Source organism: Vogesella indigofera, assembly GCF_028548395.1.
Taxonomy (GTDB): Bacteria; Pseudomonadota; Gammaproteobacteria; order Burkholderiales; family Chromobacteriaceae; genus Vogesella; species Vogesella indigofera_A.
In genome coordinates, this window is sequence record NZ_JAQQLA010000007.1 from 133,961 (window position 1) to 156,513 (window position 22,553).

Sequence of the window (22,553 nt, forward strand, 5' to 3'; positions counted from 1 at the left end):
GGCCGCCACCCGCCGCCGCTGAAACGCGGCTGCTGTAGCGACCGCCATTTCGGTACAATGCCGCTCTCCCGTTGCGGCCAACCTTTGCAGACGTTCCGACCATGCCTGATTCCTCCCCTACCCGCCCGCGCGTTGCCATCATCGGCGGCGGCCCGGCCGGCCTGATTGCCGCCGAGACCCTGCTCGCGCACGGCATCCATGTCGAGCTGTTCGACGCCATGCCCTCGGTCGGCCGCAAGTTCCTGCTCGCCGGCGTCGGTGGCATGAACATCACCCACAGCGAACCGCGCTCGCCGTTCCTGGCGCGCTACGGCCAGCGCGAGGCGGAACTGACCCCGATCATCGACGCCTTTGACGCCACCGCGCTGCGCGACTGGGTGCACGTCCTCGGCATCGCCACCTTCGTCGGCAGCTCCGGCAAGGTGTTCCCCACCGAGATGAAGGCGGCACCGCTGCTGCGCGCGTGGCTGACGCGGCTGCGCGACGCCGGGCTGCACATCCACGTGCGCCACCGCTGGCTGGGTTGGGATGCCGACGGCGGGCTGCGCTTTGCCACCCCGCACGGCGAGTGCGTCCGGCACGCCGACGCGGTGTTGCTGGCGCTGGGCGGCGGCAGCTGGGCGAAACTGGGTTCAGACGGCAAGTGGCTACCGCTGCTGCAGGACAAGGGCGTGGCGGTGGCTGAGCTACTGCCGTCCAACTGCGGCTTCGACGCGCAGTGGAGCGCCCATTTCCAGGAAAAATTTGCCGGCAGCGCGCTGAAGAACGTCGCCATCACCTTCCGCGACGCCTGCGGCCAAGCTTTGACCCGCCGCGGTGAGTGCGTGGTATCCGCCCACGGCATCGAGGGCAATCTGGTGTACGCGTTCAGCGCCGCCATCCGCGACGAGATCAACGCCCACGGCAGCGCTACCCTCCTGCTCGACCTGGCACCGGACCGCGATCCGGCGCGGCTGCACGCCGAGCTGGAACGCGGCCGCGGTGCGGCGTCGCTGGCCAACCACCTGCGCAAGCAGTGCGGCATCGACGGCGTGCGCGCCGGTCTGCTGCGCGAGCTGCTGGACAAGGACAGCTTCAACGACATGGCGCGCCTCGCCGCTGCGATCAAGGCGCTGCCGCTGACGCTGCACGCGGCGCGGCCGCTGGACGAGGCGATCAGCAGCGCTGGCGGCGTCCGCTTCGACGCCGTCGACGCACAGCTGATGCTGCGTGCGCTGCCGGGCGTGTTTGTCGCCGGCGAGATGCTGGACTGGGAGGCGCCGACCGGCGGCTATCTGCTCACTGCCTGCTTCGCCAGCGGCCGCGCTGCCGCGCTGGGCATGCTGCAGTGGCTGGCGACGCCGCGCTGAGCACGCATCACAGCAAGCACTTACGCGCCCCACAAAACACTGCGGCCAACCTTGTCACCAAGGTTGGCCGCAGCGTCATTCAGCCCGCCTTACGCGCTCAGGCAGCCGCCTGCAGTGCCTGGCGGATGTCGGCGAGGATGTCGTCGACGTGCTCGATGCCGATCGACAGCCGGATCATCTCCGGGCGCACGCCGGCCTTGAGCTGCTCGTCCGGCGACAGCTGGCGGTGGGTGGTGGAGGCCGGGTGGCAGGCCAGCGACTTGGCGTCACCGATATTGACCAGCCGCGTCACCAGCTGCAGCGCGTCAATGAAGCGGCCGCCGGCCGCTACGCCGCCCTTGATGCCGAACGACAGGATGCCGGAGGCGCGGCCGCCCATGTATTTGTCCACCAGCGGCTTTTGCGGATGCTCGGCGCGGCCGGCGTACTCCACCCACGCCACCGCCGGATGCGCAGCCAGCGCGTTGGCCACCGCCAGCGTGTTGTCGCAGATGCGGTCCATGCGCAGCGCCAGCGTCTCGATGCCGAGCAGGATCTGGTGCGCGTTGAACGGCGAGATGGCGGCGCCCATATTGCGCAGCGGCACCACGCGGGCACGGGCGATGTAGGCGGCCGCGCCGAGCACCTCCACGTAGTTGACGCCGTGGTAGCTGACGTCCGGCGTGTTCAGGCGCACGAAGCGCTCTGCGTGCTCGCCCCACGGGAACTTGCCGGAGTCGACGATGATGCCGCCGATGCTGCCGCCGTGGCCGCCGAGGTATTTGGTCAGGCTGTGCACCACGATGTCGGCGCCGTGCTCGAACGGGCGGCACAGGTAGGGCGACGGCACGGTGTTGTCGACGATCAGCGGCAGGCCGTGGCGGTGCGCCTCGGCGGCAAAGGCGCCGAAATCGACCACATTGCCCAGCGGGTTGCCGATCGACTCGCAGAACACCGCCTTGGTGCGCGCGTCAACGTTGGCCGCAATGTCCTGCGGTCGGGCCGGGTCGATGAAGCGCACGGTGATGCCCAGCTGCGGGAAGGTGTGCGCGAACAGGTTGTAGGTGCCGCCGTACAGGGTGCTGGTGGCGATGATGTTGTCGCCGGCTTCCGCAATGGTCTGGATCGCGTAGCTGATCGCCGCCATGCCGGAGGCCACCGCCAGCGCGCCGATGCCGCCTTCCAGCGCCGCCACGCGTTTTTCCAGCACGTCGGTGGTCGGGTTCATGATGCGGGTGTAGATATTGCCCTGCACCTTGAGATCGAACAGGTCGGCACCGTGCTGGGTACTGTCGAAGGCGTAGCTGGTGGTCTGGTACAGCGGCACCGCCACCGCCTTGGTGGTCGGGTCCGGGCTGTAGCCGGCGTGTACGGCGAGGGTTTCCAGTTTCATTGCTCTCTATCCTGTGGTTATGGTTGCGAAACCTTTTAACTTTATCGTCATTTTTTGTTGCCGCAAAGCGGCATTGCCGATAAGCAATGCAGCAAAACAAAACCCCGCACCAGGCGGGGTTGTTTACGACAGGTCACGCTTCCGGCGTGACTTCCGGCGGCGGCGCCGTCACCAGCAGCTTGTCGACACGGGTGCGGTCCATGTCCACCACTTCGAAGGTGAAACCGCCCCACTCCACGCGGTCGGCGGTCGCCGGCACGCGGCCGAGCATGAAGATGACGAAGCCGGCCACGGTCTGGAAATCGCCGGTTTCCTCGCCCTCGATCATGTCGAGATCGAAGTGTTCCTTGAAATCGTCCAGTGACATCATGCCGTCCACCAGCCAGCTGCCGTCGTCGCGCTGCACGATCTCCTCGTCGCTGTCGGAGGCCTCGGTCGGCAGGTCGCCGACAATCGCCTCCATCACGTCGTTGATGCTGACCAGGCCCTCGATCTCGCCGTACTCGTCGACCACCAGCGCGGTGTGGTTGCGGGTGCGCTTGAACTGCTCCAGCAGCTGCATCGGGCTGATCGCCTCCGGTACGTACAGCGGCGGGCGCACCAGTTCGGTCAGCGTCACCGACTTGTCATCCAGCAGGCGGTGCAGCAGGTCCTTGGCCTGGATCATGCCCAGCACGTTCTCGAAGCCACCCTTGCACACCGGGTAGCGGGTGAACACGCTCTGCTTGATGATGCGCAGGTTGTCTTCCAGCGGGTCGTCGATATCCAGCGCGATGATGTCCTTGCGCTGGGTCATGATGGAGACCACCTTCTTTTCGTCGAGGCTGAAGATGTTTTCCACCAGCTCCTGCTCGGCACGTTCAAAGATGCCCTCTTCCGCGCCCTGCTCCATCAGCACCTTGATTTCTTCCTCGGTGATCGACGGCTCTTTCGGCTTCTTGATGCCCAGCACGCGCAGCACCGTCTCGGTGGACAGGCTGAGGAAACGCACCAGCGGCCGCGTCGCCCTGGCCAGCAGCAGCATCGGTGGCGCCAGCACCGTGGCCAGCACCTCCGGGTTCTGCATGCCGATGCGCTTGGGCACCAGCTCGCCGATGATCAGCGAGAAATAGGTAATCAGCAGCACGGTGATGCCCAGCGCCAGCGGGCGGGCAATGTCGGCCAGCAGCGGCACGCTGGCGAAATAGGGAATCAGGCGGTCGGCGATGGCGGCCTCGCCGAAGGCACCGGACAGGATGCCGATCAGGGTAATGCCGATCTGGATGGTGGACAGGAAGCGGGTCGGCTCGTCGGCCAGCTTGAGCGCGGCAATGGCGCCGCGGTGTCCTTCTTCTGCCCACTGCTGCAGGCGTACTTTGCGCGAGGAGACGATGGCAATTTCCGCCATCGCAAAAATGCCGTTCAGGAAGAACAGCACGAAAATTATGAATATGTCCATCGGACTGTGGGGTCACCCCGGAAACAAGGAAGCCCCGATTCTACATCAGGGCGCGCCGGATTCAACTTTTTCACGGCCGGCCGGGTGTGACGGCGAACGCCCTGCCCCCGACCGGGGTGACCGCTCAGGCGTTCAGCCGCGCACCAGACGCCAGCCGCGCTGCCCCGCCGTCACCAGCAACAGCGTCAGCGCCCCGGCGACGATGCCGGTCAGCGCGTCCAGCACCGTCGGTGTCAGCAGCGCCAATGTTCGCCCTACCAGCGGCAGGTTGCCGGCGATGGCCGTGGTCTGCTCGATGGCGTGGTGCAGGAAGGACAGGCCGTGGGTGAGGATGCCGCCGCCGACCATGAACATCGCGGCGGTGCCGACGATGGCCAGCGTCTTCATCAGATAGGGTGCGGCGTTGAGCATCAGCGCGCCCAGCCATTGCAGCGCGACGCTGTCCTTGCCACTGAGGTGCAAGCCGCCGTCGTCGAGCTTGACGATGCCGGCCACCAGGCCGTAGACGCCGACGGTCATGATCAGCGAGATGCCGGACAGCACCGTCAGCTGCGACAGGAACGGCGCCGCCGCCACCGTGCCCAGCGTGATGGCGATGATCTCCGCCGACAGGATAAAGTCGGTGCGGATCGCACCCTTGATCTTGTCACGCTCGAACGCCAGCATGTCGGTGGCCGGGTCGCTCAGCGCCGCAGTCAGTGCCTGGTGGTGCGCCTCGTCTTCCGCCGCGCTGTGCAGCAGCGGGTGCGCCAGTTTCTCGAAGCCCTCGAAGCAGAGGTAGGCACCGCCCAGCATCAGCAGCGGCGTGATCAGCCACGGCGCCACCACGCTGATCAGCAGCGCCGCCGGCACCAGGATCAGCTTGTTGCGCAGCGAGCCCATCGCCACCGCCCACACCACCGGCAGTTCGCGCTCGGCGTGGACGCCGGCCACCTGTTGCGCGTTGAGCGCCAGATCGTCGCCCAGCACGCCGGCGGTCTTTTTGGCGGCGACCTTGGTCATCACCGCCACGTCGTCGAGCACGGTGGCGATATCGTCAATCAGGGTTAACAGGCTTGCTCCTGCCATCGTCGGCTCCTGCCGCCTCGCACAGGCGGGCGGTCGTCAGTAAATGGGGGAAAATCGGCAGGCATGGTAGCAGTTTTCCGTGACCGGCCCCATCACCAATCTGCGCGCCGGCGCGTCGAAACGTGGTCAGCCACGGCACCAGGCCCTACACTGGCGGCTGTCATTCAACGGAATCCGATCATGTTCTTGCGTTCCCTGCTACTGGCCAGCCTGCTGCCGGCCCTCACTGCCTGTTCGGTACTGACGGTCGCCGATGCCGCGGTCACCGTGGTGGCCACCACCGTCAAGGTCGGCGCCACCGTGGTCGGTGCCGCGGTCGATGTCACCGCCGCCGGCGTGCGCGCCGCCACCAAGGACGATGCGCCAGCACCGGCCAAAGCGGCAAGCGATGCCACCTGCCCGACAGCGGGGCCGTGCCCGTAAACCACTCCTCCGCTGCGCCGCTGCCATGAAAAAACCCCGCCGTCTCCGGCGGGGTTTTGCTTGCGTGACGGCCAGGGTTGGCCGCAGGCGCGCGCTTACCGGTACTCTGCTTACTCGTACTCTTCTACCGATGGGCAGCTGCACACCAGGTTGCGGTCGCCGTAAACGTCATCGATGCGGTTCACGCTCGGCCAGAACTTGTTGTCCAGCACGTACGGCAGCGGGAAGAACGCTTCTTCGCGGCTGTAGGCACGCGCCCACTCGCCGGTGATGTCGGCCTTGCTGTGCGGTGCGTTGACCAGCGGGTTGTCGTTCAGCGACCAGACACCGTTCTGCACCTTGTCGATCTCCTGGCGGATGGCGACCATGGCGGCGATGAAGCGGTCCAGCTCGGCCTTGGATTCCGATTCGGTCGGCTCGATCATCAGCGTGCCCGCTACCGGGAAGCTCATGGTCGGCGCGTGGAAACCGTAGTCCATCAGGCGCTTGGCAACGTCCACCTCGGTGACGCCGGAGGCGGCCTTCAGCGGACGCAGGTCGATGATGCACTCGTGCGCGACACGGCCGTTGGCGCCGGTGTACAGCACCGGGTAGTGCGCCGACAGGTTCTGCATCAGGTAGTTGGCGTTCAGCAGCGCCATTTCGGTGGCATGCTTCATGCCTTCCGCGCCCATCATCGCGATATACATGTAGGAGATCGGCAGGATCGACGCAGAGCCGAACGGCGCGGCGGACACCGCACTCTGGCCGGCAACCGCGCCCGGCACTTCCGATACCACGTGGTTGGCCATGAACGGCGCCAGATGCGACTTCATGCCGATCGGGCCCATGCCCGGGCCGCCGCCGCCGTGCGGAATGCAGAAGGTCTTGTGCAGGTTCATGTGCAGCACGTCGGCGCCGATGTCGGCCGGACGGGTCAGGCCCACCTGCGCGTTCATGTTGGCACCGTCCATGTATACCTGGCCGCCGTTGGCATGGATCAGCGCGCAGATTTCCTTGATGCCTTCCTCGAACACGCCGTGGGTGGACGGATAGGTGATCATCAACGCGCCAAGGTTGGCCGCATGCTGCTCGACGCGGGCCTTGAGATCGGCCATGTCCACGTTGCCGTTGTCGTCGGTCTTCACCACCACCACCTGCATGCCCAGCATCTGCGCGGTGGCCGGGTTGGTACCGTGCGCCGATTGCGGGATCAGGCAGATGCTGCGGTGCGCTTCGCCACGGCTGGCGTGGTAGCGGCGGATCGCCAGCAGGCCGGCATATTCACCCTGCGCGCCGGAGTTCGGCTGCATCGAGATGGCGTCGAAACCGGTGATCGCCAGCAGCTGCTGTTGCAGGCCTTCGATCATTTCCAGGTAGCCAACAGCTTGGTCGCGCGGTGCGAACGGGTGCATGTTGGCGAATTCCGGCCAGGTCACCGGGATCATCTCGCTGGTGGCGTTCAGCTTCATGGTGCAGCTGCCCAGCGAAATCATCGAGTGATTCATTGCCAGGTCGCGATTTTCCAGCTTCTTCAGGTAGCGCAGCATCTCGTGCTCGCTGTGGTGCTCGTTGAACACCGGGTGCGTGAGGATCGCCGATTCACGCTTCAGCGCGGCCGGGATGGCGTCGGCCGCGGCGGCATCCAGCGCGGCGATGTCGGCAGCCTTGCCGGTGAAGATCTCAATCAGCTGCGCCAGGTCCGCCTCGGTGGCGGCTTCGTGGAAGGCGACACCCAGTACACCGTTGCCGGCATCGCGCACGTTGATGCCGGCAGCCAGCGCCGCGGCGTAAACGTTGGCCGCATTGGCACCCAGCTCAACCTGTACCGTGTCGTAGAAGCGGTCGAACACCAGCTTGCCGCCGGCGGCCTTCACCGCGTGGGCGAAGATCGCCGCCAGACGGTGGATGCGGGCGGCGATGCGCTTCACGCCTTCCGGACCGTGGTACACCGCGTACATGCCGGCCATATTGGCCAGCAATACTTGCGAGGTGCAGATGTTGGAGTTGGCCTTCTCGCGGCGGATGTGCTGCTCGCGGGTCTGCAGCGCCATGCGCAGCGCGGTCTTGCCCTTGGCATCGACGGACACGCCGATGATGCGGCCGGCCGCGGAACGCTTCATGTCGTCGCGGAAGGCGAAGTAGGCAGCGTGCGGGCCGCCGAAGCCCATCGGCACGCCAAAGCGCTGGGTGTTGCCCACCGCCACGTCGGCGCCCATTTCGGCCGGCGACTTCAGTGCCACCAGTGCCATCACGTCGGCGGCCACGATGGCCACCGCGCCACGGGCTTTGGCCGCGGCGATGTACGGGGTCAGGTCCAGCAGCTCGCCGGATTCGCCCGGGTACTGGAACAGCGCACCGAAGTAGTCGCCGTTGCCGGCTTCTTCCGGATGGCCGAGCACCAGCTCGAAACCGAAGTACTCGGCGCGGGTCTTCAGCACGTCCAGCGTCTGCGGCAGCACGCGGCTGTCGACGAAGAACTGCTCGGACTTCACTTTCGACACGCGGCGCGCCAGCGTCATCGCTTCGGCGGCGGCGGTGGCTTCGTCCAGCAGCGAGGCGTTGGCCAGTTCCAGGCCGGTGAGGTCGATCACCATCTGCTGGAAGTTGAGCAGCGCTTCCAGGCGGCCCTGGGCGATTTCAGCCTGGTACGGGGTGTAGGCGGTGTACCAGCCCGGGTTTTCCAGCACGTTGCGCAGGATCACGCCCGGCACCTGTACCGGGTAGTAGCCCAGACCGATGAAGGACTTGTTGACAATGTTCTTGCTGGCGACGGTTTTCAGTGCCGCCAGTGCGTCGGCTTCACGCATTGCCGGCGGCAGGTCCAGCGCGCGGTTGAAGCGGATGCCGGCCGGCACGGTCTGTGCCACCAGTTCTTCGACGGAGCTGACGCCGATGGCGGCCAGCATGTCGGCTTTTTCGGATTCGCACGGGCCGATGTGGCGGGCGATGAATTCTTGATGATTGAAGAGTTGCGAGAGCGACATGTCTTCGATTCCGTTTGCTGAATAAGCCACGAAACACACGGAAGGACACGGGGCAAGCAGGCTGCCGCTGGGGCGTGTGTTTCCGTGTGGTCCGTGGCTAAAAAACAAAAAGCCCTACTGTCTGACGACAGCAGGGCTCGTTCATCAGGCGCCGATTTCGGCAGCGTAAGTCGCTGCGTCCAGCAGGCCGTCCAGATCAGCGGCGTTGGCCGGCTTGATCTTGAAGAACCAGCCAGCGGCGTACGGCTCGCTGTTGGCCAGCTCCGGGTTGGCTTCCAGTTCGGCGTTCACCTCCAGGATTTCACCGGCGATCGGCGCGTACACGTCGGAAGCGGCCTTCACCGACTCCACCACACCGGCTTGCTCGTCGGCGGCCAGGTTGGCGCCAACGGCTGGCAGCTCGACAAATACGATGTCGCCCAGCAGCTCTTGCGCGTGCTCGGTGATGCCTACGGTCACGGAGCCGTCGGCTTCCAGGCGCAGCCATTCGTGGCTGGATACGTATTTCAGTTCGGCAGGAATGTTGCTCATGGTTTCTCTCCAGAAAAATGCGTTGTCATGGTGTGGATCGGGACTGCCTCGGCTCGCCCCGTCGTTATACACCAGCTTATTCAAAAACTTTCTTGCCGTTGCGCACGAACGGCATTTTCACCACACGCACCTCGGTCAGCGTGCCGCGCAGGTCAACCTGGGCGGTGGCGCCGGTGGACGCCGGTACGCGGGCGATGGCGATGGAGTGTTTCAGGGTCGGCGAGAAGGTGCCGCTGGTGATGATGCCTTCCTGGCCATCGACGACCACTTTCTGGCCTTCGCGCAGCACGCCGCGGCCTTCCAGCACCAGGCCGACCTGCTTCATCGGTACGCCGGCGGCTTTTTGCGCCGCCAGTGCCTGGCGGCCGATGAAGTCGCGCTCTTCCGGATTCCAGGCGATGGTCCAGCCCATGCCGGCCTGCAGCGGCGACACGGTTTCGTCCATGTCGTGGCCGTACAGGTTCATGCCGGCTTCCAGACGCAGGGTGTCACGCGCGCCAAGGCCGATCGGCGCCACGCCGGCGGCTTTCAGTTCGTTGAAGAAGGTGATGGCCTGATCGGCTGGGATCATGATTTCCAGGCCGTCTTCACCGGTGTAGCCGGTGCGGGCGTAGAACCAGTCGCCGGACGGCAGACCCTGGAAGACTTTCAGTGCCTGGATGGCGTCGGCCAGCTCCGGCTTCACGCTGCATACCTTGGCAATCGCGGTCGGGCCCTGCACCGCCAGCATCGCCAAGTCGCGGCGCACCTGCAGCTGCACGTCGAAGCCGGCGGACTGCTTGTCCATCCACGCCAGGTCTTTTTCGGTAGTACCGGCGTTGATCACCATGCGGAAGCCGGTGGCGGTCAGGTATACGATCAGGTCGTCGACCACGCCGCCGTCGTCGTTGAGCATGCCGGAGTACAGCGCCTTGCCTTCGAAGCCGAGCTTGGCCACGTCGTTGGCGATCAGCTTTTGCAGCCAGACCTTGGCGTCGCTGCCGCTGATGTCGACGACGGTCATGTGCGACACGTCGAACATGCCGGCGTCGCTACGCACGATCTCGTGCTCTTTCAGCTGCGAGCCGTAGTGGATCGGCATTTCCCAGCCGGCGAAATCAACCATCTTCGCGCCGGAAGCGACGTGGGCATCAAATAAAGGGGTACGTTTCGGGGCCGTCATTGCAAGTCCTTGGAGTGAGATTTGTCCCTACCTCACACCCCTCTGTCCCTGCACCTGAGATTTTCCGGCATTGCGCCGTTAGCCCCTTCGGTGGGCGCTGTACGCGCCGCTCTCCAGATTCTGCGGGCCGTCTAACGGCCCGATTCTTGCAGTCCTTTTGCCTGAGCGATTGCGGGTGCACTTGCGCCTTCGGCGGCGGCGTCCGGTTTGGCCCGGCGCGGCTCTCTCCTGCGGAATGGGCGCATTATCAGCGCAGCCATGGCGCTTGGCAAGTCGGGTTTTGCAACAGGATCAGGCACTTGGCGCAAAAAAGGTTGGCCGCAACGGCAGAAGGGCTTTGCGGCCAACCTTTTAGCGGCGTTTTATGCCTTCACGATATTTTCACGCAGTTGCCACAAATACACCGGCAGCCCGGCCAGGAGCAGCAGCACGCCCCACATCACCACCTCGGCGCCGGAGCCGAAAATGGTCCACAGCGCGAACACGAAGCCGCCACCGGAGAACGCCAGCGGCGCCAGCCAGTCGCGGGGGCGGAACTGGCGGTGGCGTTGCAGCATCACCGCCAGCAGCGCCATCGCGCAGAACGCGTACGGCAGCAAGGTGGTGGCGGTGGCGAGCAGGATCACGAACTCGAAGATCTGCACCCCGCTGTCGCCGCCGGCGTACTTGCACACCAGCAGGATGGTGACCAGCAGCGTGGACAGCAGCAGGCCGACGATGGGCACCCCGGCCGCGTTCTCGCGCTTGAAGAAGGCCGGGAACAGCTTGTCGCGCGCGGCGGCGGCCGGGATGTGGCCCTGCATCAGGCACCAGCCGTTGAGCGCGCCGAAGCAGGAAATCACCGCACCGAGGCCGACGGCGTAGTACGCCCACTCGCCCCACAGGCTGCGCGCGGCATCGGCAAACGGTGCCGCCGATGCGGCCAACGTCGCTGCCGGCATCAGCCCCTGCAACGCGACGGTGCTGGCGATGTACAGCGCGGCGGCGAGCAGCGTGCCCAGCACCGTGGCGCGCGGGATGGTGCGCTCCGGCTGCTCGACGTCACCGGCCGGCACCGACGCCGACTCCAGCCCGAGGAAGGCCCACAGCGTCAGCGCCATGGTCGCCGGGATCGCCTCCGACAGCGGCTTGTGCTGCGGATTGAACACGACGAAATCGGGATTCAGGTACAGCAGGCCGGCGACGGTGACCCCGGCCAGCGGCAGCAGCTTGATCAGGGTGGTGACGATGGCGACGCGGCCGGAGCTTTGCGCGCCGCGGCTGTTGATCCACGTCACCAGCCAGATCAGGCCGATGGCGGTGGCGCCGGCGGCGAGGTTGCTGTCGTTCAGCTGCGGGAAAAACACCCCCAGATAGCTGACGCCGGCCACGGTCAGCGCGGCGTTGCCGGCCCACAGCGCGATCCAGTAGCCCCAGGCGATGAGGAAGCCGGCGAAATTGCCAAAGCCTTCGTGGATGTAGGCATACGGGCCGCCGGCCTTGTGCGGCAGCAGCGTCGCCAGCCTGGCGAACACCAGCGCCAGGCAGATCGCGCCCAGCGAGGTGATCACCCAGCCGATCAGCGAGGCGCCGCCGTACTGCGCCAGCGACGCCGGCAGCAGGAACACGCCGGAGCCGATCATGTTGCCCACCACCAGCGCGGTGCACATCCAGATGCCGAGTTTGCCTTTGGCGGCGGTTTTCGGAGCGTGACTCATGCGGCCCTCCGTGCGGAAGAGCGCTGAGGCCAGCGGGGAAACGGGCACGGCGCGGCGGCCGTGCAAGCGATGAAATCCTGCATGATTATTCGAGGGTCCTGAATGGGCGGCGCGGCCGCTTTGCTCTGTCTGCGTGCCGCCGCCGGGCAGCGGCACCCCGGCAACCTGTTCCGGTTGCTCTGCCATGACAAACGGGCCTCGAAAGAGGCCCGTTTGGCGAAAGGGTGGCGATTGTATACCAAGTTAACTATGCAATGACGATAGGTCCCGCCGGCACCCGCGCCAGCTGCCAGTTGTCCCGTGCCCACTGCCACAGCTCGGCCACGTCGCCCGCCTCTGCCGGCGGCGCATGCCCCAGCCGCGTCAGCGCCTGCCGCAGCTCGGCGGCGGCCGAGCGGGCGTCGATCGCCGGCGCCAGCGTCTGCTTCGACAGCTTTTCACCGGCGGCGTTGACCATCAGCGGCAGATGACAGTGCGTCACCACCGGCCCGCCCAGCTTCTGCCGCAGCCACAGCTGACGCGGCGTCGACACCAGCAGGTCTGCACCGCGCACGATGTCGGTCATGCCCTGCGCGATGTCGTCTACCACCACCGCCAGCTGGTAGGCCCAGAAACCGTCGGCGCGCAGCAGCACGAAATCGCCGATCTCGCTTTGCAGGTGCTGACCGTATTCACCCTGCAGGCGGTCGTAAAACACGGTGCGGCTGTCGTCCACCCGCAGCCGCCACGCCCGTGCGCTGCGCCCCGGCGCCACGCCGTGACGGCAGGTGCCGGGATAGACCATGCCGTCGGCACCGTGATGGCCGGCGGCGGCGATTTCCTTGCGGGTGCAGCCGCAGCCGTAGGCGTCGCCCTGCGCCACCAGCTGTGCCAGCGCCGCGCGATACAGCTCGTGACGGTCATGCTGGTACACCAGGTCGCCGTCCCACTCGAAGCCGAACGCCTGCAGCGTGCGCAGGATGGCGTCGGCGGCGCCGGCCATCTCGCGTGGCGGATCGAGGTCTTCCATGCGCAGCCACCACTCGCCGCCGTGGTACCTGGCTTCCAGATAGCTGCCGACCGCAGTGGTCAGCGAGCCGGCGTGCAGCAGGCCGGTGGGGCTGGGCGCAAAGCGGCCGCGATAGGGCAAAACGGGAACGGGGGCAGTGACGGACATGGCAGGAGCAGCGAAAATAGAGAGATACGACTAAAATGTTGACTAAACGACTCAACCATTACCCGGACACCCACCATCTACTAAAGGAGCGCGCCCAGATGACGCACGTTGTAACCGAAGCCTGTATCAAATGTAAATACACCGACTGCGTCGATGTCTGTCCGGTGGACTGCTTCCACGCCGGCCCCAATTTCCTGGTGATCGACCCCGACGAGTGTATCGACTGCACGCTGTGCGTGGCGGAATGCCCGGCGGAGGCGATCTTCGCCGAGGAAGACCTGCCGGCCGACCAGCAGGACTTCGTCGCCATCAACGCCGAGTTGACGCCGCTGTGGCCGGTGCTGTCCGCCAAGATCGACGCACTGCCCGACCACGCCGACTGGCTGCCGGTGAAGGACAAGCGCCACCTGCTGGAACGCTGAACACTACACGCCGCCATTGCCCGCCCGCCTCGCGCCGGCTGACGGCCGCGGCGCCGTGTCACCCGCGGCTGCTGCGGCCAACGTTGGCCGCGGCCGGCCGCGCCATGCGACAATAGCCGGCCATTTCCTTAGCGCACACCGACATGTCCGATCATCCTGCAGCCATCCTGTTGATGGGCCCCACCGCCTCCGGCAAGACCGGCCTCGCGCTGGCGCTGGCCGAGCGTTTTCCGGTCGAAATCATCAGCGTCGATTCCGCGCTGGTCTACCGCGACATGGACATTGGCACCGCCAAGCCGACGGCGGCGGAGATGGCGCAGTGCCCGCACCACCTGATCGACATCATCGACCCCACGGACGCCTACTCCGCGGCGCAGTTTCATGCCGACGCCAACCGCCTGATCGCCGCCATCCACGCCCGCGGCAAGCTGCCGCTGCTGGTCGGCGGCACCATGCTCTATTTCAAGGCGCTGACCGACGGCCTGTCCGACCTGCCGCAGGCCGATCCGGCGCTGCGCCAGCAGCTGGAAGCCGACGCCGCCCGCCTCGGCTGGCCGGCCATGCACGCACGCCTCGCCGCCATTGATGCCGTCACCGCCGCCCGCCTCGCCCCCAACGACTCGCAACGCATCCAGCGCGCGCTGGAAATCTGCCTGCTCAGCGGCGACACCATGTCGGCGCTGCTGGCACGCGGCCGCGACGCCGCCGCGCGCGGCAACCTGCTGCGGCTGGCGCTGAATCCGGACGAACGCAGCTGGCTGCACCAGCGCATCGCGCTACGCTTCAACATCATGCTGGAGCAGGGTTTCCTCGACGAGGTCAGCCGCTTGCGCCAACGTTGGCCGCAGCTGTCACTGGAGCTGCCGTCGATGCGCTGCGTCGGCTACCGCCAGGCGTGGGAATACCAGGACGGCCTGTACAGCCACGCCGAATTCGTCGAACGCGGCATCGCCGCCACCCGTCAACTGGCCAAGCGCCAGATCACCTGGCTGCGCAGCATGGCATCGGACAACCTGAACCTGGCCGCCGACCACGACGACATCCTGACTCCGGCCTGCCACGCCATCGAACGCTGGCAGGCGGCGCAGCAGCACGCCTGAGCGGCGGCGTCAGTCGCTGTCGAAAGTCAGCGCCGCCACCTCGGCCTGCGCCAGTTGCGCCAGCAGCGCCGGGGACAGCAGCAACTTGCTGTGCCGGACGCCGGCGCCCACCACCACGTAGCGGCGCGCCATCACCGCGGCATCGACCAGGATGCGCATCGACGCCGGCAAGCCCAGCGCGGTAATGCCGCCGAACTCCATGCCGGTCAGCGCGGTGGCCACCTCCCGCTTGGCAAACGACAACCGCTGCGCGCCGAGGGCGCTCTTCACCGCGCCGTTCACGTCCAGCCGGCGCGAGCCCAGCGTTACCACCGCCGCGTGCTGTTCCACGCCGTCCTTCTTGTAGCGCAACACGATGGTGTTGGCGCAATCCTCCAGCCCGAAGCCGTAGCGGGCGCTGAACTGCTCGGTATCCGACGCCTCGTCCGCCACCGCGAACACGATCAGCTCCTGCCCCTGTACCTGGCTGGCCACGCTGGCCGGCAGGTGTTGCGGATGCAGCTCGGCCGCCAGCGGCTGGAACTGGAATTGCCGGGCGAAATCACGGATGTTCATGGCAAGGCTGTCCTCTTTGTTCAGGTTGTGCTTGGTTTAGCAATTGGTCACGGCAGCGCCTCACCGCCGTGCCGGCCGGCGGCGGGCGAGTCCGCCGCCAGCAAGGCCAGCGCCTGCCCGGTGCTCAGCACCTGCGCATACTCGCCATCCAGATTCGCCAGCGCCATCGCGTGCACCTCGTCCGCACTGCGCGGCGTGCCGTGGTAGTCGCGACGGGCAAAGGCGAAGGTGGCGTCGCTGACCACCAGGGTGTCGAAACCGAGATTACCGGCGCTGCGCGCGGTGGACTCCACCGAATTGTTGGTGCTGACGCCGACCAGCAGCAGGCGGCGGATGCCGCGCACGTGCAGCCAGCGCTCCAGCGCGCTGTGGGTGAAGGCATCGGGCACGTTCTTCTCGAATACCATCTCGCTGTCCAGTGGCTGGAACGCCGGCTGGAACTCAGCGCCGCTCTGGCCGGGCCAGAACAGCGAGCTTGGCGTGCGCGACATGTGGCGCACGTGGATCACCGGGTGGCCGCCGACGCGCCAGGCGGCGAGCAGGCACGCGATATTGGCCTCCGCCTGCGGGTTGTTGCGCTCGCCGGCCTGCGGCATGGCCATCGCCTGCTGCATGTCGATGATCAGCAAGGCCGGAATCTGTGTTGTCATTATCGGTTTTTCTTGATTAAAAATTTCGCGGCCAAAGCCGGCCGATCTTCATTCAGGACGGCTGCGCCCAATCCTGCCGCAGCAAGGAAAACACCAGCAGGTCATGATATTGCCCGAGCCAGAATCCGGCCTCGCGCAAATACCCTTCCTGCACAAAGCCCAAACCCTGCAGCAGGCGGATGGACGGCAGATTGTCCGGGTGGACCTGTGCCTCGATACGGTTAAGCGCCATATTGGCAAAGCCCCAGTCCAGCGCCAGCTGCAGCGCCTCGCGCATCATGCCCTGCCCGCGATAAGCCGGCGCCAGCTCGTAACCGAGCGTGCAGCTGCGCCAGCCGCGATTCCACTTGAACAGGCCGCAGCTACCTGCCAGTTGCTGATCAGCCCGCGATTCGACAGCCCAGCGCAGCCACGGACTGGGTAGCTGCTGCCAGCCGATAAAGAGCGCCACCTGCGCCTCCGCCTGTGCCAGCGTCTGCAGCGGCTCGGAGCCAAACCATTGCATGGACACGGCATCGCGGTAGATATCAAACAGTGCCGGTGCATCCTGCGGCCGGAATTCGCGCAGCGTCAGCCGTGCGCTCTGCAGCACGGGGAAAGCGCTCATTCCGGCGCCTTGCTGTCCAGCCAGATCGTCACCGGGCCGTCGTTGACCAGCGCCACCTGCATGTCGGCGCCGAATACCCCGGTCGGCACCGCCTTGCCCAGCGCCGCGCCCATCAGCTGCACGAATTCGTCAAACATCGGTGATGATTGCTCCGGCCGCGCCGCGCGGCTGTAGCCGGGGCGGTTGCCCTTTTTGGTGGTGGCGAACAGGGTGAACTGGCTAACCGCCAGCACCTCGCCACCGCAGTCGAGCAGCGAGCGGTTCATCACGCCGTCATCGTCGTTGAAAATGCGCAGCTGGCTGATCTTCTTCACCAGCCACTCGCTGTCGGTGCGGCTGTCCGGCGCCTCGATGCCGACCAGCAGCAACAGCCCGGCCCCGATCGCACCGCTGATCCGGCCGTCGACGGTGACCGACGCCTCGCGCACCCTTTGTACCAATACTCGCATCATCCCTCCTGAAAAGCGTTTCGGCTCTGCGTTACAATCCCTGCCATTGCGCGCGACAAGGATTGCTATGTTAATGGTTATTTCTCCGGCGAAAACGCTGGATTTCAACACCCCGCCGCGGACGGTACCGTACACGCAGCCGGATTTCCTCGATCACAGCATGGCGCTGATCCGCGTGCTGCGCGACAAGTCGCCGGCCGACATCGGCCAGCTGATGGGCATCAGCGATGCACTGGCGCAGCTCAACGTTGGCCGCTACCACGACTGGCAGCCGGATTTCACGCCCGACAATGCCAAGCAGGCGGTGCTGGCGTTCATGGGTGACGTCTACGAGGGGCTGAATGCGGCGGCGCTGAATGCAAGCGAGCACGACTACCTGCAGCGGCACCTGCGCATCCTGTCCGGGCTGTACGGCCTGCTGCGGCCGCTGGACCTGATGCAGCCGTACCGGCTGGAGATGGGCACCCGCCTCGCCAACCCGCGCGGCAAGAACCTGTACGAATTCTGGGGCACGCTGATCACCGAGGCGCTGAATCGCGAGCTGGCGGCACAGGCAGCGCCGGTGCTGGTCAACCTCGCCTCCGACGAGTACTTCAAGTCGGTGAAGCCAAAGCAACTGCAGGCCCGCATCATCACCCCGGTGTTCCAGGACCTGAAGAACGGCCAGTACAAGATCATCAGCTTCTACGCCAAGCGCGCGCGCGGGCTGATGGCGCGCTGGGCAACGCAGCAGCAGGTGACGGACGCCGAGCAGCTGAAGGCGTTCGACAGCGAGGGCTACGCCTTCGTGCCGGAGCTGTCCGACGCCAGCAGCTGGCTGTTCCGCCGCGATCCGGCGGCACAATAAGCAAGGCCACAAAGCAAGCGGCCGCATGTTTGCGGCCAACGTTGGCCATCCGTTAGCACGCGAAAGGTATCCCCGATGCAAGGCAGCTGCCTGTGCGGCACCGTCCGCTATGAAATCGACCGGCTCGATGCGCCGATCACGCACTGCCACTGCCTGACCTGCCAGAAGGCGCACGCGGCGGCATTTGCCAGCACCGCCGGCGTGCTGCGCCAGCACTTCCGCTGGCTGGCGGGGCAGCAGGCACTGGGCAGCTACGAGTCGTCGCCCGGCAAGCTGCGCCACTTCTGCACTCGCTGCGGCAGCCAACTGGTGGCAGAGCGTGCCGCCCAGCCGCACGTCATCGTGCGCGTGGCGACGCTGGACGACGATCCCGGAGTCAGCCCGCAACAGCACATCTGGTGCAGTCACGACCGGCCGTGGCTGGCCAGCGACGGGCTGCCGCACTATGCGGCGTGGCAACCGGGCCGCGAATGACGGTTGCGGCCAACGTTGGCCGCAAGCGCGGCCGGCGTCAGCCGTGCACCGCGTTGTCCAGCACCGCGCCGTGGGCAAAGGCCTGCACATTGCCCAGCGTGGTGCGGGCGATATTGTCCAGCGCCTCGCGGGTGAGGAAGCCCTGGTGCGAGGTAATCAGCACGTTGGGGAAAGTCAGCAGCCGCGCCAGCTGGTCGTCCTGCAGCCCGGCCTCGGACAGGTTTTCAAAGAACACGCCCTCTTCCATCTCGTAGACATCCAGTCCCACCCCACCGAGACGGCCATCCTTCAGCGCCTCGATCAGCGCCGGGGTATCGATCAGCCCGCCGCGGCTGGTGTTGATCAGCAGCGCGCCGCGTTTCATCTGCGCCAGGGTATCGGCGTCGATCAGGTGCCGCGTCGCCGGCAGCAAGGGCAGGTGCAGGCTGACGACATCGGACTCGGCCAGCAGCGTGGCGCGATCGACGTAGCTGAAACCGAGCTGGTTGGCCAGCAACCGGTCCTGCGCCACGTCGTGGGCCAGCACGCGCATGCCGAAACCGCGGGCGATGCCGATCGCCGCCTCGCCGATGCGGCCGGTGCCGATCACGCCGAAGGTCTTGCCGTGCAGGTCGAAACCGACCAGCCCGTCCAGCGAAAAGTCCATCTCGCGCACCCGCACGTAGGCCTTGTGGATGCGGCGGTTGACCGCCAGCAGCAGCGCGAAGGCGTGCTCGGCCACCGCGTGCGGCGAATAGGCCGGTACCCGCACCACGCGGATGCCGTGCCGGCTACAGGCCGCCAGGTCGACGCCATTGAAACCGGCGCAGCGCAGCGCCACCAGCCGCGTGCCGCCGGCGGCCAGGCTGGCCACCACCGCCGCGTCCAGCCGGTCGTTCACGAACGGACACACCACCTCGAAGCCGGCGGCCAGCGCCACGGTGTCGCGGTTGAGGCGTGGCTCGAAAAAGCTCAGCGCAAAACCGTAATCATGATTTGCTAGGGTCAGCGCCTGACGATCGTATTGTTTGCTATCGAAAACGGCGATTTTCATGTGCGGTCTCTCCATGCTGTATCGGATTCGATACAAATCCGCCGTGCTGAACGGCGATATTCATTAAAAACAGCTGCAACAAACCGAATGATTTTAAACAGGAAAATCAGAGTCGCGCGGCCTTGATCCAGATCAAGCAGATAAATGGCACGTCCCATGACGTGGTTATACCATGCGTGGCTTGCAGCGTTATCCACCTCCACGATTGCCTAGTCGTCTCAGTGTCCGAATCATGAAAAAGAATCTGCCAGTCCATGATATTGAAGTGCCGTTTACCAGCGGTCTCATTGTTACCCAAACCGATCTCAAGGGCAGCATCACCTACGCCAACGACAGCTTCGTGCAGCTGTCCGGCTTCAGCCGCGAGGAGTTGCTCGGCCAGAACCATAACATCGTGCGCCATCCGGACATGCCGCCGGTGCTGTTCGACGACCTGTGGCAGACGATAAAGCGCGGCGACTGCTGGCGCGGCCTGGTCAAGAACCGCTGCAAGAACGGTAACTACTACTGGGTCGACGCCTTCGTGGTGCCGGTGAAGGAACGCGGCGCCATCCGCGGCTACATGTCGGTACGCAGCCCGGCGCGACCGGAGGCGGTGCGCGAGGCGAAACTGCTGTATCCGCAGCTGCTGCAGGGCAAGCCGCTGGCCAAGGCCAAGGCGCCCGGCCGCACGCTGGCCTGGTTCCGCCGCATCCATGTCGCCCTGAGCACGGTGCTGGTGCTCGGCGCCGGCGTGCTGACCGGCGGCGTCGCCGGCGGCGTGATCATCGGCACCAGCGCGCTGTCGACGCTGGGCTGGCTCTTGGCGGAGAAACACCGCCGCGACCACCAGCAGCATCTGCTGGACAGCTGCATGAACATCTCCGAAGGTCGCCTCACCAACGAGCTGGCCATCAACCGCGCCGGCGAACAGGGCAAGCTGGAAACCGCGCTCGCCTACATGCAGGTGCACCTCAAGGTGATGCTGGACGAGCTGCAGATGACCGCGCGCGCGCAGGCCGACGAAACCATGCACATGCAGCAGCGCATCGCCGAGCTGTTCAACCGCATGGCCGCCGGTAACGAAAGCGTCAGCCAGATCAGCAGCGCGGTGGAAGAGCTGTCCGCCTCCATCGAACAGGTGGCCGGCCACGCCGAGGAAACCGCCCGCCTCAGCATCGACACCAGCAGCAGCGTGGCGCAGAGCAATGCCGACATGAACACCTCGCAGCAGCGCACGCTGGCGGCGAGCCAGTCGGTGGAACAGGCACAGCACATCATCACCGACCTCGCCAGCGCCATCGACAGCATCACCCAGGTGACGCAGACCATCCACGACATCGCCGACCAGACCAACCTGCTGGCGCTGAATGCGGCAATCGAGGCGGCGCGAGCCGGCGAGTCCGGCCGCGGCTTCGCCGTGGTCGCCGACGAGGTGCGCAAGCTGGCGGAACGCACCAGCCTCAGCACCGACCAGATCAAGCAGCTGATCCACAATGTACGCCAGGCCGCCAACAGCACCGTCAGCGCCATCGCCACCATCACCGAGCAGACCCGTGCCGGCGCCGAGGCGCAACTGCGCACCACTGCCAAGCTGCAGGGGGTGCAGGACAGCTCGCACAGCGTCAACCAGATGATGCAGGCCATTGCCGGTACCAACGCGCAGCAGTCCGCCGCCGCTGCCCACCTTGCCGAACGCATGACCTACATCGCCGAGCAGTTTGCCGAGTCGCACCAGCACATCCGTTCCGCCAATCACGGCATCGAGAAACTGGCCGATCAGGCGGCGCGGGTGTCGGCGCTGGCCGCCCACTTCGAGGTGGAAGCGGACACCCAGCCCGTCTGAGCCCGGCAGGCACGCACACCCGCTCCCGCGATGGCGGCTGCGGGTGTTTTTGCGTGCAAAAAGCCGTTGCTCTTGCCTTTGCCGCTGTCGGATACTAGCTTGTCATTGATATCCGACATTAAACGAAGGGAACAATATGTCCGTACTGAAAGAGTTTCGCGAGTTTGCCATGCGTGGCAACGTCATCGATCTGGCCGTTGGTGTCGTCATCGGCGGTGCTTTTGGTACCATCGTCAAGTCGCTGGTTGATGACGTAATCATGCCGCCGATCGGCCTACTGATCGGCAACGTCGACTTTGCCAACCTGTTCTTCGTGCTGAAAGAAGGCGCCAAGGCGGCGCCGTACGCCTCGGTGGCAGCGGCGAAGGAAGCCGGCGCGGTGACGCTGAACATCGGGCTGTTCATCAACGCGCTGGTCAGCTTCACCATCATCGCCTTTGCCATCTTCATGCTGATCAAGACGCTGAACCGGCTGCAACGCCCGGCGCCGGCGGCACCGGCAGAAGTCACCACCAAGGAGTGCGGCTACTGCCTGTCCAGCATTCCGCTGAAGGCGACGCGCTGCCCGCACTGCACCTCGCAGCTGGGCTGATCCGGCCCAAGGTTGGCCGCAAGCGTTGCGGCCAACCTTGAAGCGCCTGCCGTCATCGCGTACAATCCGCCTCGTCCTGAGGGAGTAGCCGCTCTGCATTACTGACAGAGGCTTGCGTCAACACACTTGGTTCACCGGGCAATCCGGCAGCACCATGGCGCAAACAGCCGCAAGGCCTGGCAAGACTCATGATTTTCCGGTGCGTAGCGGGGGCTGCGGCAGCGGAGAATCATGTTGTCCGTGCAGCCCCCCGGATCATTTCATGGAAGCCTTCCTGCTCTCTACCGGCATCGTCGCCCTGGCCGAAATCGGCGACAAAACCCAGCTGCTCGCGCTGCTGCTCGCCGCCCGTTTCAAGAAACCGCTGCCCATCATCGCCGGCATTTTCGTGGCCACCGTGCTCAACCATTTTGCCGCCGCCTGGCTCGGCCAGATTGCGTCGGCCTACATCACCGACAACCTGCTGCGCTGGGTGCTGGGCATCTCCTTCATCGCCATGGCGCTGTGGATGCTGATCCCGGACAAGCTGGATGACGACATGCCGCTGCTGGACCGCGTCGGCGTGTTCGGCGCCACCGTGATCGCCTTCTTCATGGCCGAGATGGGCGACAAGACGCAGATCGCCACCGTGGCGCTGTCGGCACGCTTCGACGCGCTGCCGGCGGTGGTGATGGGCACCACGCTGGGCATGATGATCGCCAACGTGCCGGCGGTGCTGCTGGGCGAAGTGGCGGCGCGCAAGCTGCCGGTGGCTACCGTGCACCGCATCGCCGCCTGTATCTTTGCAGTGCTGGGGGTGGTCACCCTGGTCGGCTTCTAAGCCGCCGCACCACCATA

22 protein-coding genes and 3 riboswitches are annotated in these 22,553 nt (G+C 65.8%); of the genes, 9 read left to right on the plus strand and 13 right to left on the minus strand.

Translation table 11 applies throughout. The features are described 5' to 3' along the window. Window positions 1-101: 101 nt before the first annotated feature. Window positions 102-1,349, plus strand: a complete 1,248-nt coding sequence (locus PQU89_RS12790; RefSeq protein ID WP_272766174.1) for a TIGR03862 family flavoprotein — start codon at window positions 102-104, stop codon at window positions 1,347-1,349. A gap of 97 nt (window positions 1,350-1,446) precedes the next feature. Here the strand turns inward: PQU89_RS12790 and PQU89_RS12795 are convergent, their stop codons facing one another. The 3 genes from PQU89_RS12795 to PQU89_RS12805 form a co-directional block, all read right to left on the minus strand. Beyond that, window positions 1,447-2,721 carry an O-acetylhomoserine aminocarboxypropyltransferase/cysteine synthase family protein gene (locus PQU89_RS12795; protein ID WP_272766175.1) on the minus strand — a complete coding sequence of 425 codons (1,275 nt, stop codon included), beginning with the start codon at window positions 2,719-2,721 and terminating at the stop codon, window positions 1,447-1,449. A 133-nt stretch (window positions 2,722-2,854) separates the two neighbouring features. Then, a complete protein-coding gene (locus PQU89_RS12800) occupies window positions 2,855-4,159 on the minus strand; it encodes a hemolysin family protein (protein ID WP_272766176.1) in 1,305 nt (434 codons plus the stop codon). 132 nt (window positions 4,160-4,291) lie between these two features. Further along, window positions 4,292-5,227 carry a DUF808 domain-containing protein gene (locus PQU89_RS12805; RefSeq protein ID WP_272766177.1) on the minus strand — a complete coding sequence of 312 codons (936 nt, stop codon included), beginning with the start codon at window positions 5,225-5,227 and terminating at the stop codon, window positions 4,292-4,294. 180 nt (window positions 5,228-5,407) lie between these two features. On the opposite strand from PQU89_RS12805, the gene PQU89_RS12810 reads away from it, so the two are divergent. After that, window positions 5,408-5,650 (plus strand): hypothetical protein, encoded by a 243-nt coding sequence (locus PQU89_RS12810; protein WP_272766178.1) that lies wholly within the window; start codon window positions 5,408-5,410, stop codon window positions 5,648-5,650. Window positions 5,651-5,760: 110 nt separating this feature from the next. Here the strand turns inward: PQU89_RS12810 and gcvP are convergent, their stop codons facing one another. The 5 genes from gcvP to gluQRS form a co-directional block, all read right to left on the minus strand. Further along, window positions 5,761-8,616, minus strand: coding sequence for an aminomethyl-transferring glycine dehydrogenase (gcvP, locus tag PQU89_RS12815; protein ID WP_272766179.1), 2,856 nt, complete (start codon window positions 8,614-8,616; stop codon window positions 5,761-5,763). Between the two features lie 144 nt (window positions 8,617-8,760). Then, window positions 8,761-9,147, minus strand: coding sequence for a glycine cleavage system protein GcvH (gene gcvH, locus PQU89_RS12820; RefSeq protein ID WP_047967190.1), 387 nt, complete (start codon window positions 9,145-9,147; stop codon window positions 8,761-8,763). A 76-nt stretch (window positions 9,148-9,223) separates the two neighbouring features. Then, window positions 9,224-10,309 carry a glycine cleavage system aminomethyltransferase GcvT gene (gcvT, locus tag PQU89_RS12825; protein ID WP_272766180.1) on the minus strand — a complete coding sequence of 362 codons (1,086 nt, stop codon included), beginning with the start codon at window positions 10,307-10,309 and terminating at the stop codon, window positions 9,224-9,226. A 32-nt stretch (window positions 10,310-10,341) separates the two neighbouring features. Beyond that, a riboswitch (glycine riboswitch) is annotated at window positions 10,342-10,436 on the minus strand. A gap of 12 nt (window positions 10,437-10,448) precedes the next feature. Next, a riboswitch (glycine riboswitch) is annotated at window positions 10,449-10,550 on the minus strand. A 121-nt stretch (window positions 10,551-10,671) separates the two neighbouring features. Then, window positions 10,672-12,006 carry an amino acid permease gene (locus tag PQU89_RS12830; protein WP_272766181.1) on the minus strand — a complete coding sequence of 445 codons (1,335 nt, stop codon included), beginning with the start codon at window positions 12,004-12,006 and terminating at the stop codon, window positions 10,672-10,674. Between the two features lie 247 nt (window positions 12,007-12,253). Then, on the minus strand, window positions 12,254-13,162 hold the full coding sequence (gluQRS, locus tag PQU89_RS12835) for a tRNA glutamyl-Q(34) synthetase GluQRS (protein ID WP_272766182.1): 909 nt from the start codon (window positions 13,160-13,162) through the stop codon (window positions 12,254-12,256). A 98-nt stretch (window positions 13,163-13,260) separates the two neighbouring features. On the opposite strand from gluQRS, the gene fdxA reads away from it, so the two are divergent. Together fdxA and miaA are read left to right on the plus strand one after the other, a co-directional pair. Further along, window positions 13,261-13,584, plus strand: coding sequence for a ferredoxin FdxA (fdxA, locus tag PQU89_RS12840; RefSeq protein WP_272766183.1), 324 nt, complete (start codon window positions 13,261-13,263; stop codon window positions 13,582-13,584). A 143-nt stretch (window positions 13,585-13,727) separates the two neighbouring features. Then, window positions 13,728-14,684, plus strand: a complete 957-nt coding sequence (gene miaA / locus PQU89_RS12845) for a tRNA (adenosine(37)-N6)-dimethylallyltransferase MiaA (RefSeq protein WP_272766184.1) — start codon at window positions 13,728-13,730, stop codon at window positions 14,682-14,684. Between the two features lie 9 nt (window positions 14,685-14,693). Here miaA and PQU89_RS12850 read toward each other — a convergent pair whose 3' ends face one another. The 4 genes from PQU89_RS12850 to dtd are packed head-to-tail and all read right to left on the minus strand — an operon-like array spanning window position 14,694 to window position 16,945. Beyond that, entirely contained in the window at window positions 14,694-15,239 is a 546-nt protein-coding gene (locus PQU89_RS12850; RefSeq protein WP_272766185.1) for a YbaK/EbsC family protein, read from the minus strand. A 47-nt stretch (window positions 15,240-15,286) separates the two neighbouring features. Further along, window positions 15,287-15,889, minus strand: coding sequence for a cysteine hydrolase family protein (locus tag PQU89_RS12855; RefSeq protein ID WP_272766186.1), 603 nt, complete (start codon window positions 15,887-15,889; stop codon window positions 15,287-15,289). Window positions 15,890-15,941: 52 nt separating this feature from the next. After that, window positions 15,942-16,496 carry a GNAT family N-acetyltransferase gene (locus PQU89_RS12860; protein ID WP_272766187.1) on the minus strand — a complete coding sequence of 185 codons (555 nt, stop codon included), beginning with the start codon at window positions 16,494-16,496 and terminating at the stop codon, window positions 15,942-15,944. Further along, window positions 16,493-16,945 carry a D-aminoacyl-tRNA deacylase gene (gene dtd, locus PQU89_RS12865; RefSeq protein ID WP_272766188.1) on the minus strand — a complete coding sequence of 151 codons (453 nt, stop codon included), beginning with the start codon at window positions 16,943-16,945 and terminating at the stop codon, window positions 16,493-16,495. The genes PQU89_RS12860 and dtd overlap by 4 nt, the downstream gene beginning before the upstream one ends. 67 nt (window positions 16,946-17,012) lie before the next feature. On the opposite strand from dtd, the gene yaaA reads away from it, so the two are divergent. Both yaaA and PQU89_RS12875 read left to right on the plus strand, forming a co-directional pair. Next, the gene (yaaA, locus tag PQU89_RS12870) at window positions 17,013-17,792 is read left to right on the plus strand and encodes a peroxide stress protein YaaA (RefSeq protein WP_272766189.1); all 780 of its coding nucleotides are present in this window, start codon (window positions 17,013-17,015) and stop codon (window positions 17,790-17,792) included. A gap of 75 nt (window positions 17,793-17,867) precedes the next feature. After that, a complete protein-coding gene (locus PQU89_RS12875) occupies window positions 17,868-18,266 on the plus strand; it encodes a GFA family protein (protein WP_272766190.1) in 399 nt (132 codons plus the stop codon). A 37-nt stretch (window positions 18,267-18,303) separates the two neighbouring features. Here the strand turns inward: PQU89_RS12875 and PQU89_RS12880 are convergent, their stop codons facing one another. Continuing rightward, complete coding sequence (locus PQU89_RS12880) at window positions 18,304-19,299, minus strand: 2-hydroxyacid dehydrogenase (RefSeq protein ID WP_272766191.1); 996 nt, start codon at window positions 19,297-19,299, stop codon at window positions 18,304-18,306. Between the two features lie 232 nt (window positions 19,300-19,531). On the opposite strand from PQU89_RS12880, the gene PQU89_RS12885 reads away from it, so the two are divergent. The 3 genes from PQU89_RS12885 (at window position 19,532) to PQU89_RS12895 (ending at window position 22,536) form a co-directional block, all read left to right on the plus strand. After that, on the plus strand, window positions 19,532-21,124 hold the full coding sequence (locus PQU89_RS12885; protein ID WP_272766192.1) for a methyl-accepting chemotaxis protein: 1,593 nt from the start codon (window positions 19,532-19,534) through the stop codon (window positions 21,122-21,124). Between the two features lie 136 nt (window positions 21,125-21,260). Further along, complete coding sequence (gene mscL / locus PQU89_RS12890; RefSeq protein WP_272766193.1) at window positions 21,261-21,716, plus strand: large-conductance mechanosensitive channel protein MscL; 456 nt, start codon at window positions 21,261-21,263, stop codon at window positions 21,714-21,716. A gap of 75 nt (window positions 21,717-21,791) precedes the next feature. Next, window positions 21,792-21,973: riboswitch (yybP-ykoY riboswitch) on the plus strand. Between the two features lie 5 nt (window positions 21,974-21,978). Continuing rightward, a complete protein-coding gene (locus PQU89_RS12895; protein ID WP_047967202.1) occupies window positions 21,979-22,536 on the plus strand; it encodes a TMEM165/GDT1 family protein in 558 nt (185 codons plus the stop codon). Window positions 22,537-22,553: the final 17 nt, after the last annotated feature.

Coding starts and splice junctions, on each gene's coding strand:
- PQU89_RS12810 (WP_272766178.1), top strand. CDS start 5,408: ATGTTCTTGCGTTCCCTGCTACTGGCCAGCCTGCTGCCGGCCCTCACT.
- PQU89_RS12885 (WP_272766192.1), top strand. CDS start 19,532: ATGAAAAAGAATCTGCCAGTCCATGATATTGAAGTGCCGTTTACCAGC.
- PQU89_RS12875 (WP_272766190.1), top strand. CDS start 17,868: ATGCAAGGCAGCTGCCTGTGCGGCACCGTCCGCTATGAAATCGACCGG.
- fdxA (WP_272766183.1), top strand. CDS start 13,261: ATGACGCACGTTGTAACCGAAGCCTGTATCAAATGTAAATACACCGAC.
- PQU89_RS12800 (WP_272766176.1), bottom strand. CDS start 4,159: ATGGACATATTCATAATTTTCGTGCTGTTCTTCCTGAACGGCATTTTT.
- PQU89_RS12795 (WP_272766175.1), bottom strand. CDS start 2,721: ATGAAACTGGAAACCCTCGCCGTACACGCCGGCTACAGCCCGGACCCG.
- PQU89_RS12880 (WP_272766191.1), bottom strand. CDS start 19,299: ATGAAAATCGCCGTTTTCGATAGCAAACAATACGATCGTCAGGCGCTG.
- PQU89_RS12830 (WP_272766181.1), bottom strand. CDS start 12,006: ATGAGTCACGCTCCGAAAACCGCCGCCAAAGGCAAACTCGGCATCTGG.
- gcvT (WP_272766180.1), bottom strand. CDS start 10,309: ATGACGGCCCCGAAACGTACCCCTTTATTTGATGCCCACGTCGCTTCC.
- miaA (WP_272766184.1), top strand. CDS start 13,728: ATGTCCGATCATCCTGCAGCCATCCTGTTGATGGGCCCCACCGCCTCC.
- PQU89_RS12895 (WP_047967202.1), top strand. CDS start 21,979: ATGGAAGCCTTCCTGCTCTCTACCGGCATCGTCGCCCTGGCCGAAATC.
- gluQRS (WP_272766182.1), bottom strand. CDS start 13,162: ATGTCCGTCACTGCCCCCGTTCCCGTTTTGCCCTATCGCGGCCGCTTT.
- dtd (WP_272766188.1), bottom strand. CDS start 16,945: ATGCGAGTATTGGTACAAAGGGTGCGCGAGGCGTCGGTCACCGTCGAC.
- mscL (WP_272766193.1), top strand. CDS start 21,261: ATGTCCGTACTGAAAGAGTTTCGCGAGTTTGCCATGCGTGGCAACGTC.
- PQU89_RS12805 (WP_272766177.1), bottom strand. CDS start 5,227: ATGGCAGGAGCAAGCCTGTTAACCCTGATTGACGATATCGCCACCGTG.
- yaaA (WP_272766189.1), top strand. CDS start 17,013: ATGTTAATGGTTATTTCTCCGGCGAAAACGCTGGATTTCAACACCCCG.
- PQU89_RS12860 (WP_272766187.1), bottom strand. CDS start 16,496: ATGAGCGCTTTCCCCGTGCTGCAGAGCGCACGGCTGACGCTGCGCGAA.
- PQU89_RS12790 (WP_272766174.1), top strand. CDS start 102: ATGCCTGATTCCTCCCCTACCCGCCCGCGCGTTGCCATCATCGGCGGC.
- PQU89_RS12850 (WP_272766185.1), bottom strand. CDS start 15,239: ATGAACATCCGTGATTTCGCCCGGCAATTCCAGTTCCAGCCGCTGGCG.
- gcvP (WP_272766179.1), bottom strand. CDS start 8,616: ATGTCGCTCTCGCAACTCTTCAATCATCAAGAATTCATCGCCCGCCAC.
- gcvH (WP_047967190.1), bottom strand. CDS start 9,147: ATGAGCAACATTCCTGCCGAACTGAAATACGTATCCAGCCACGAATGG.
- PQU89_RS12855 (WP_272766186.1), bottom strand. CDS start 15,889: ATGACAACACAGATTCCGGCCTTGCTGATCATCGACATGCAGCAGGCG.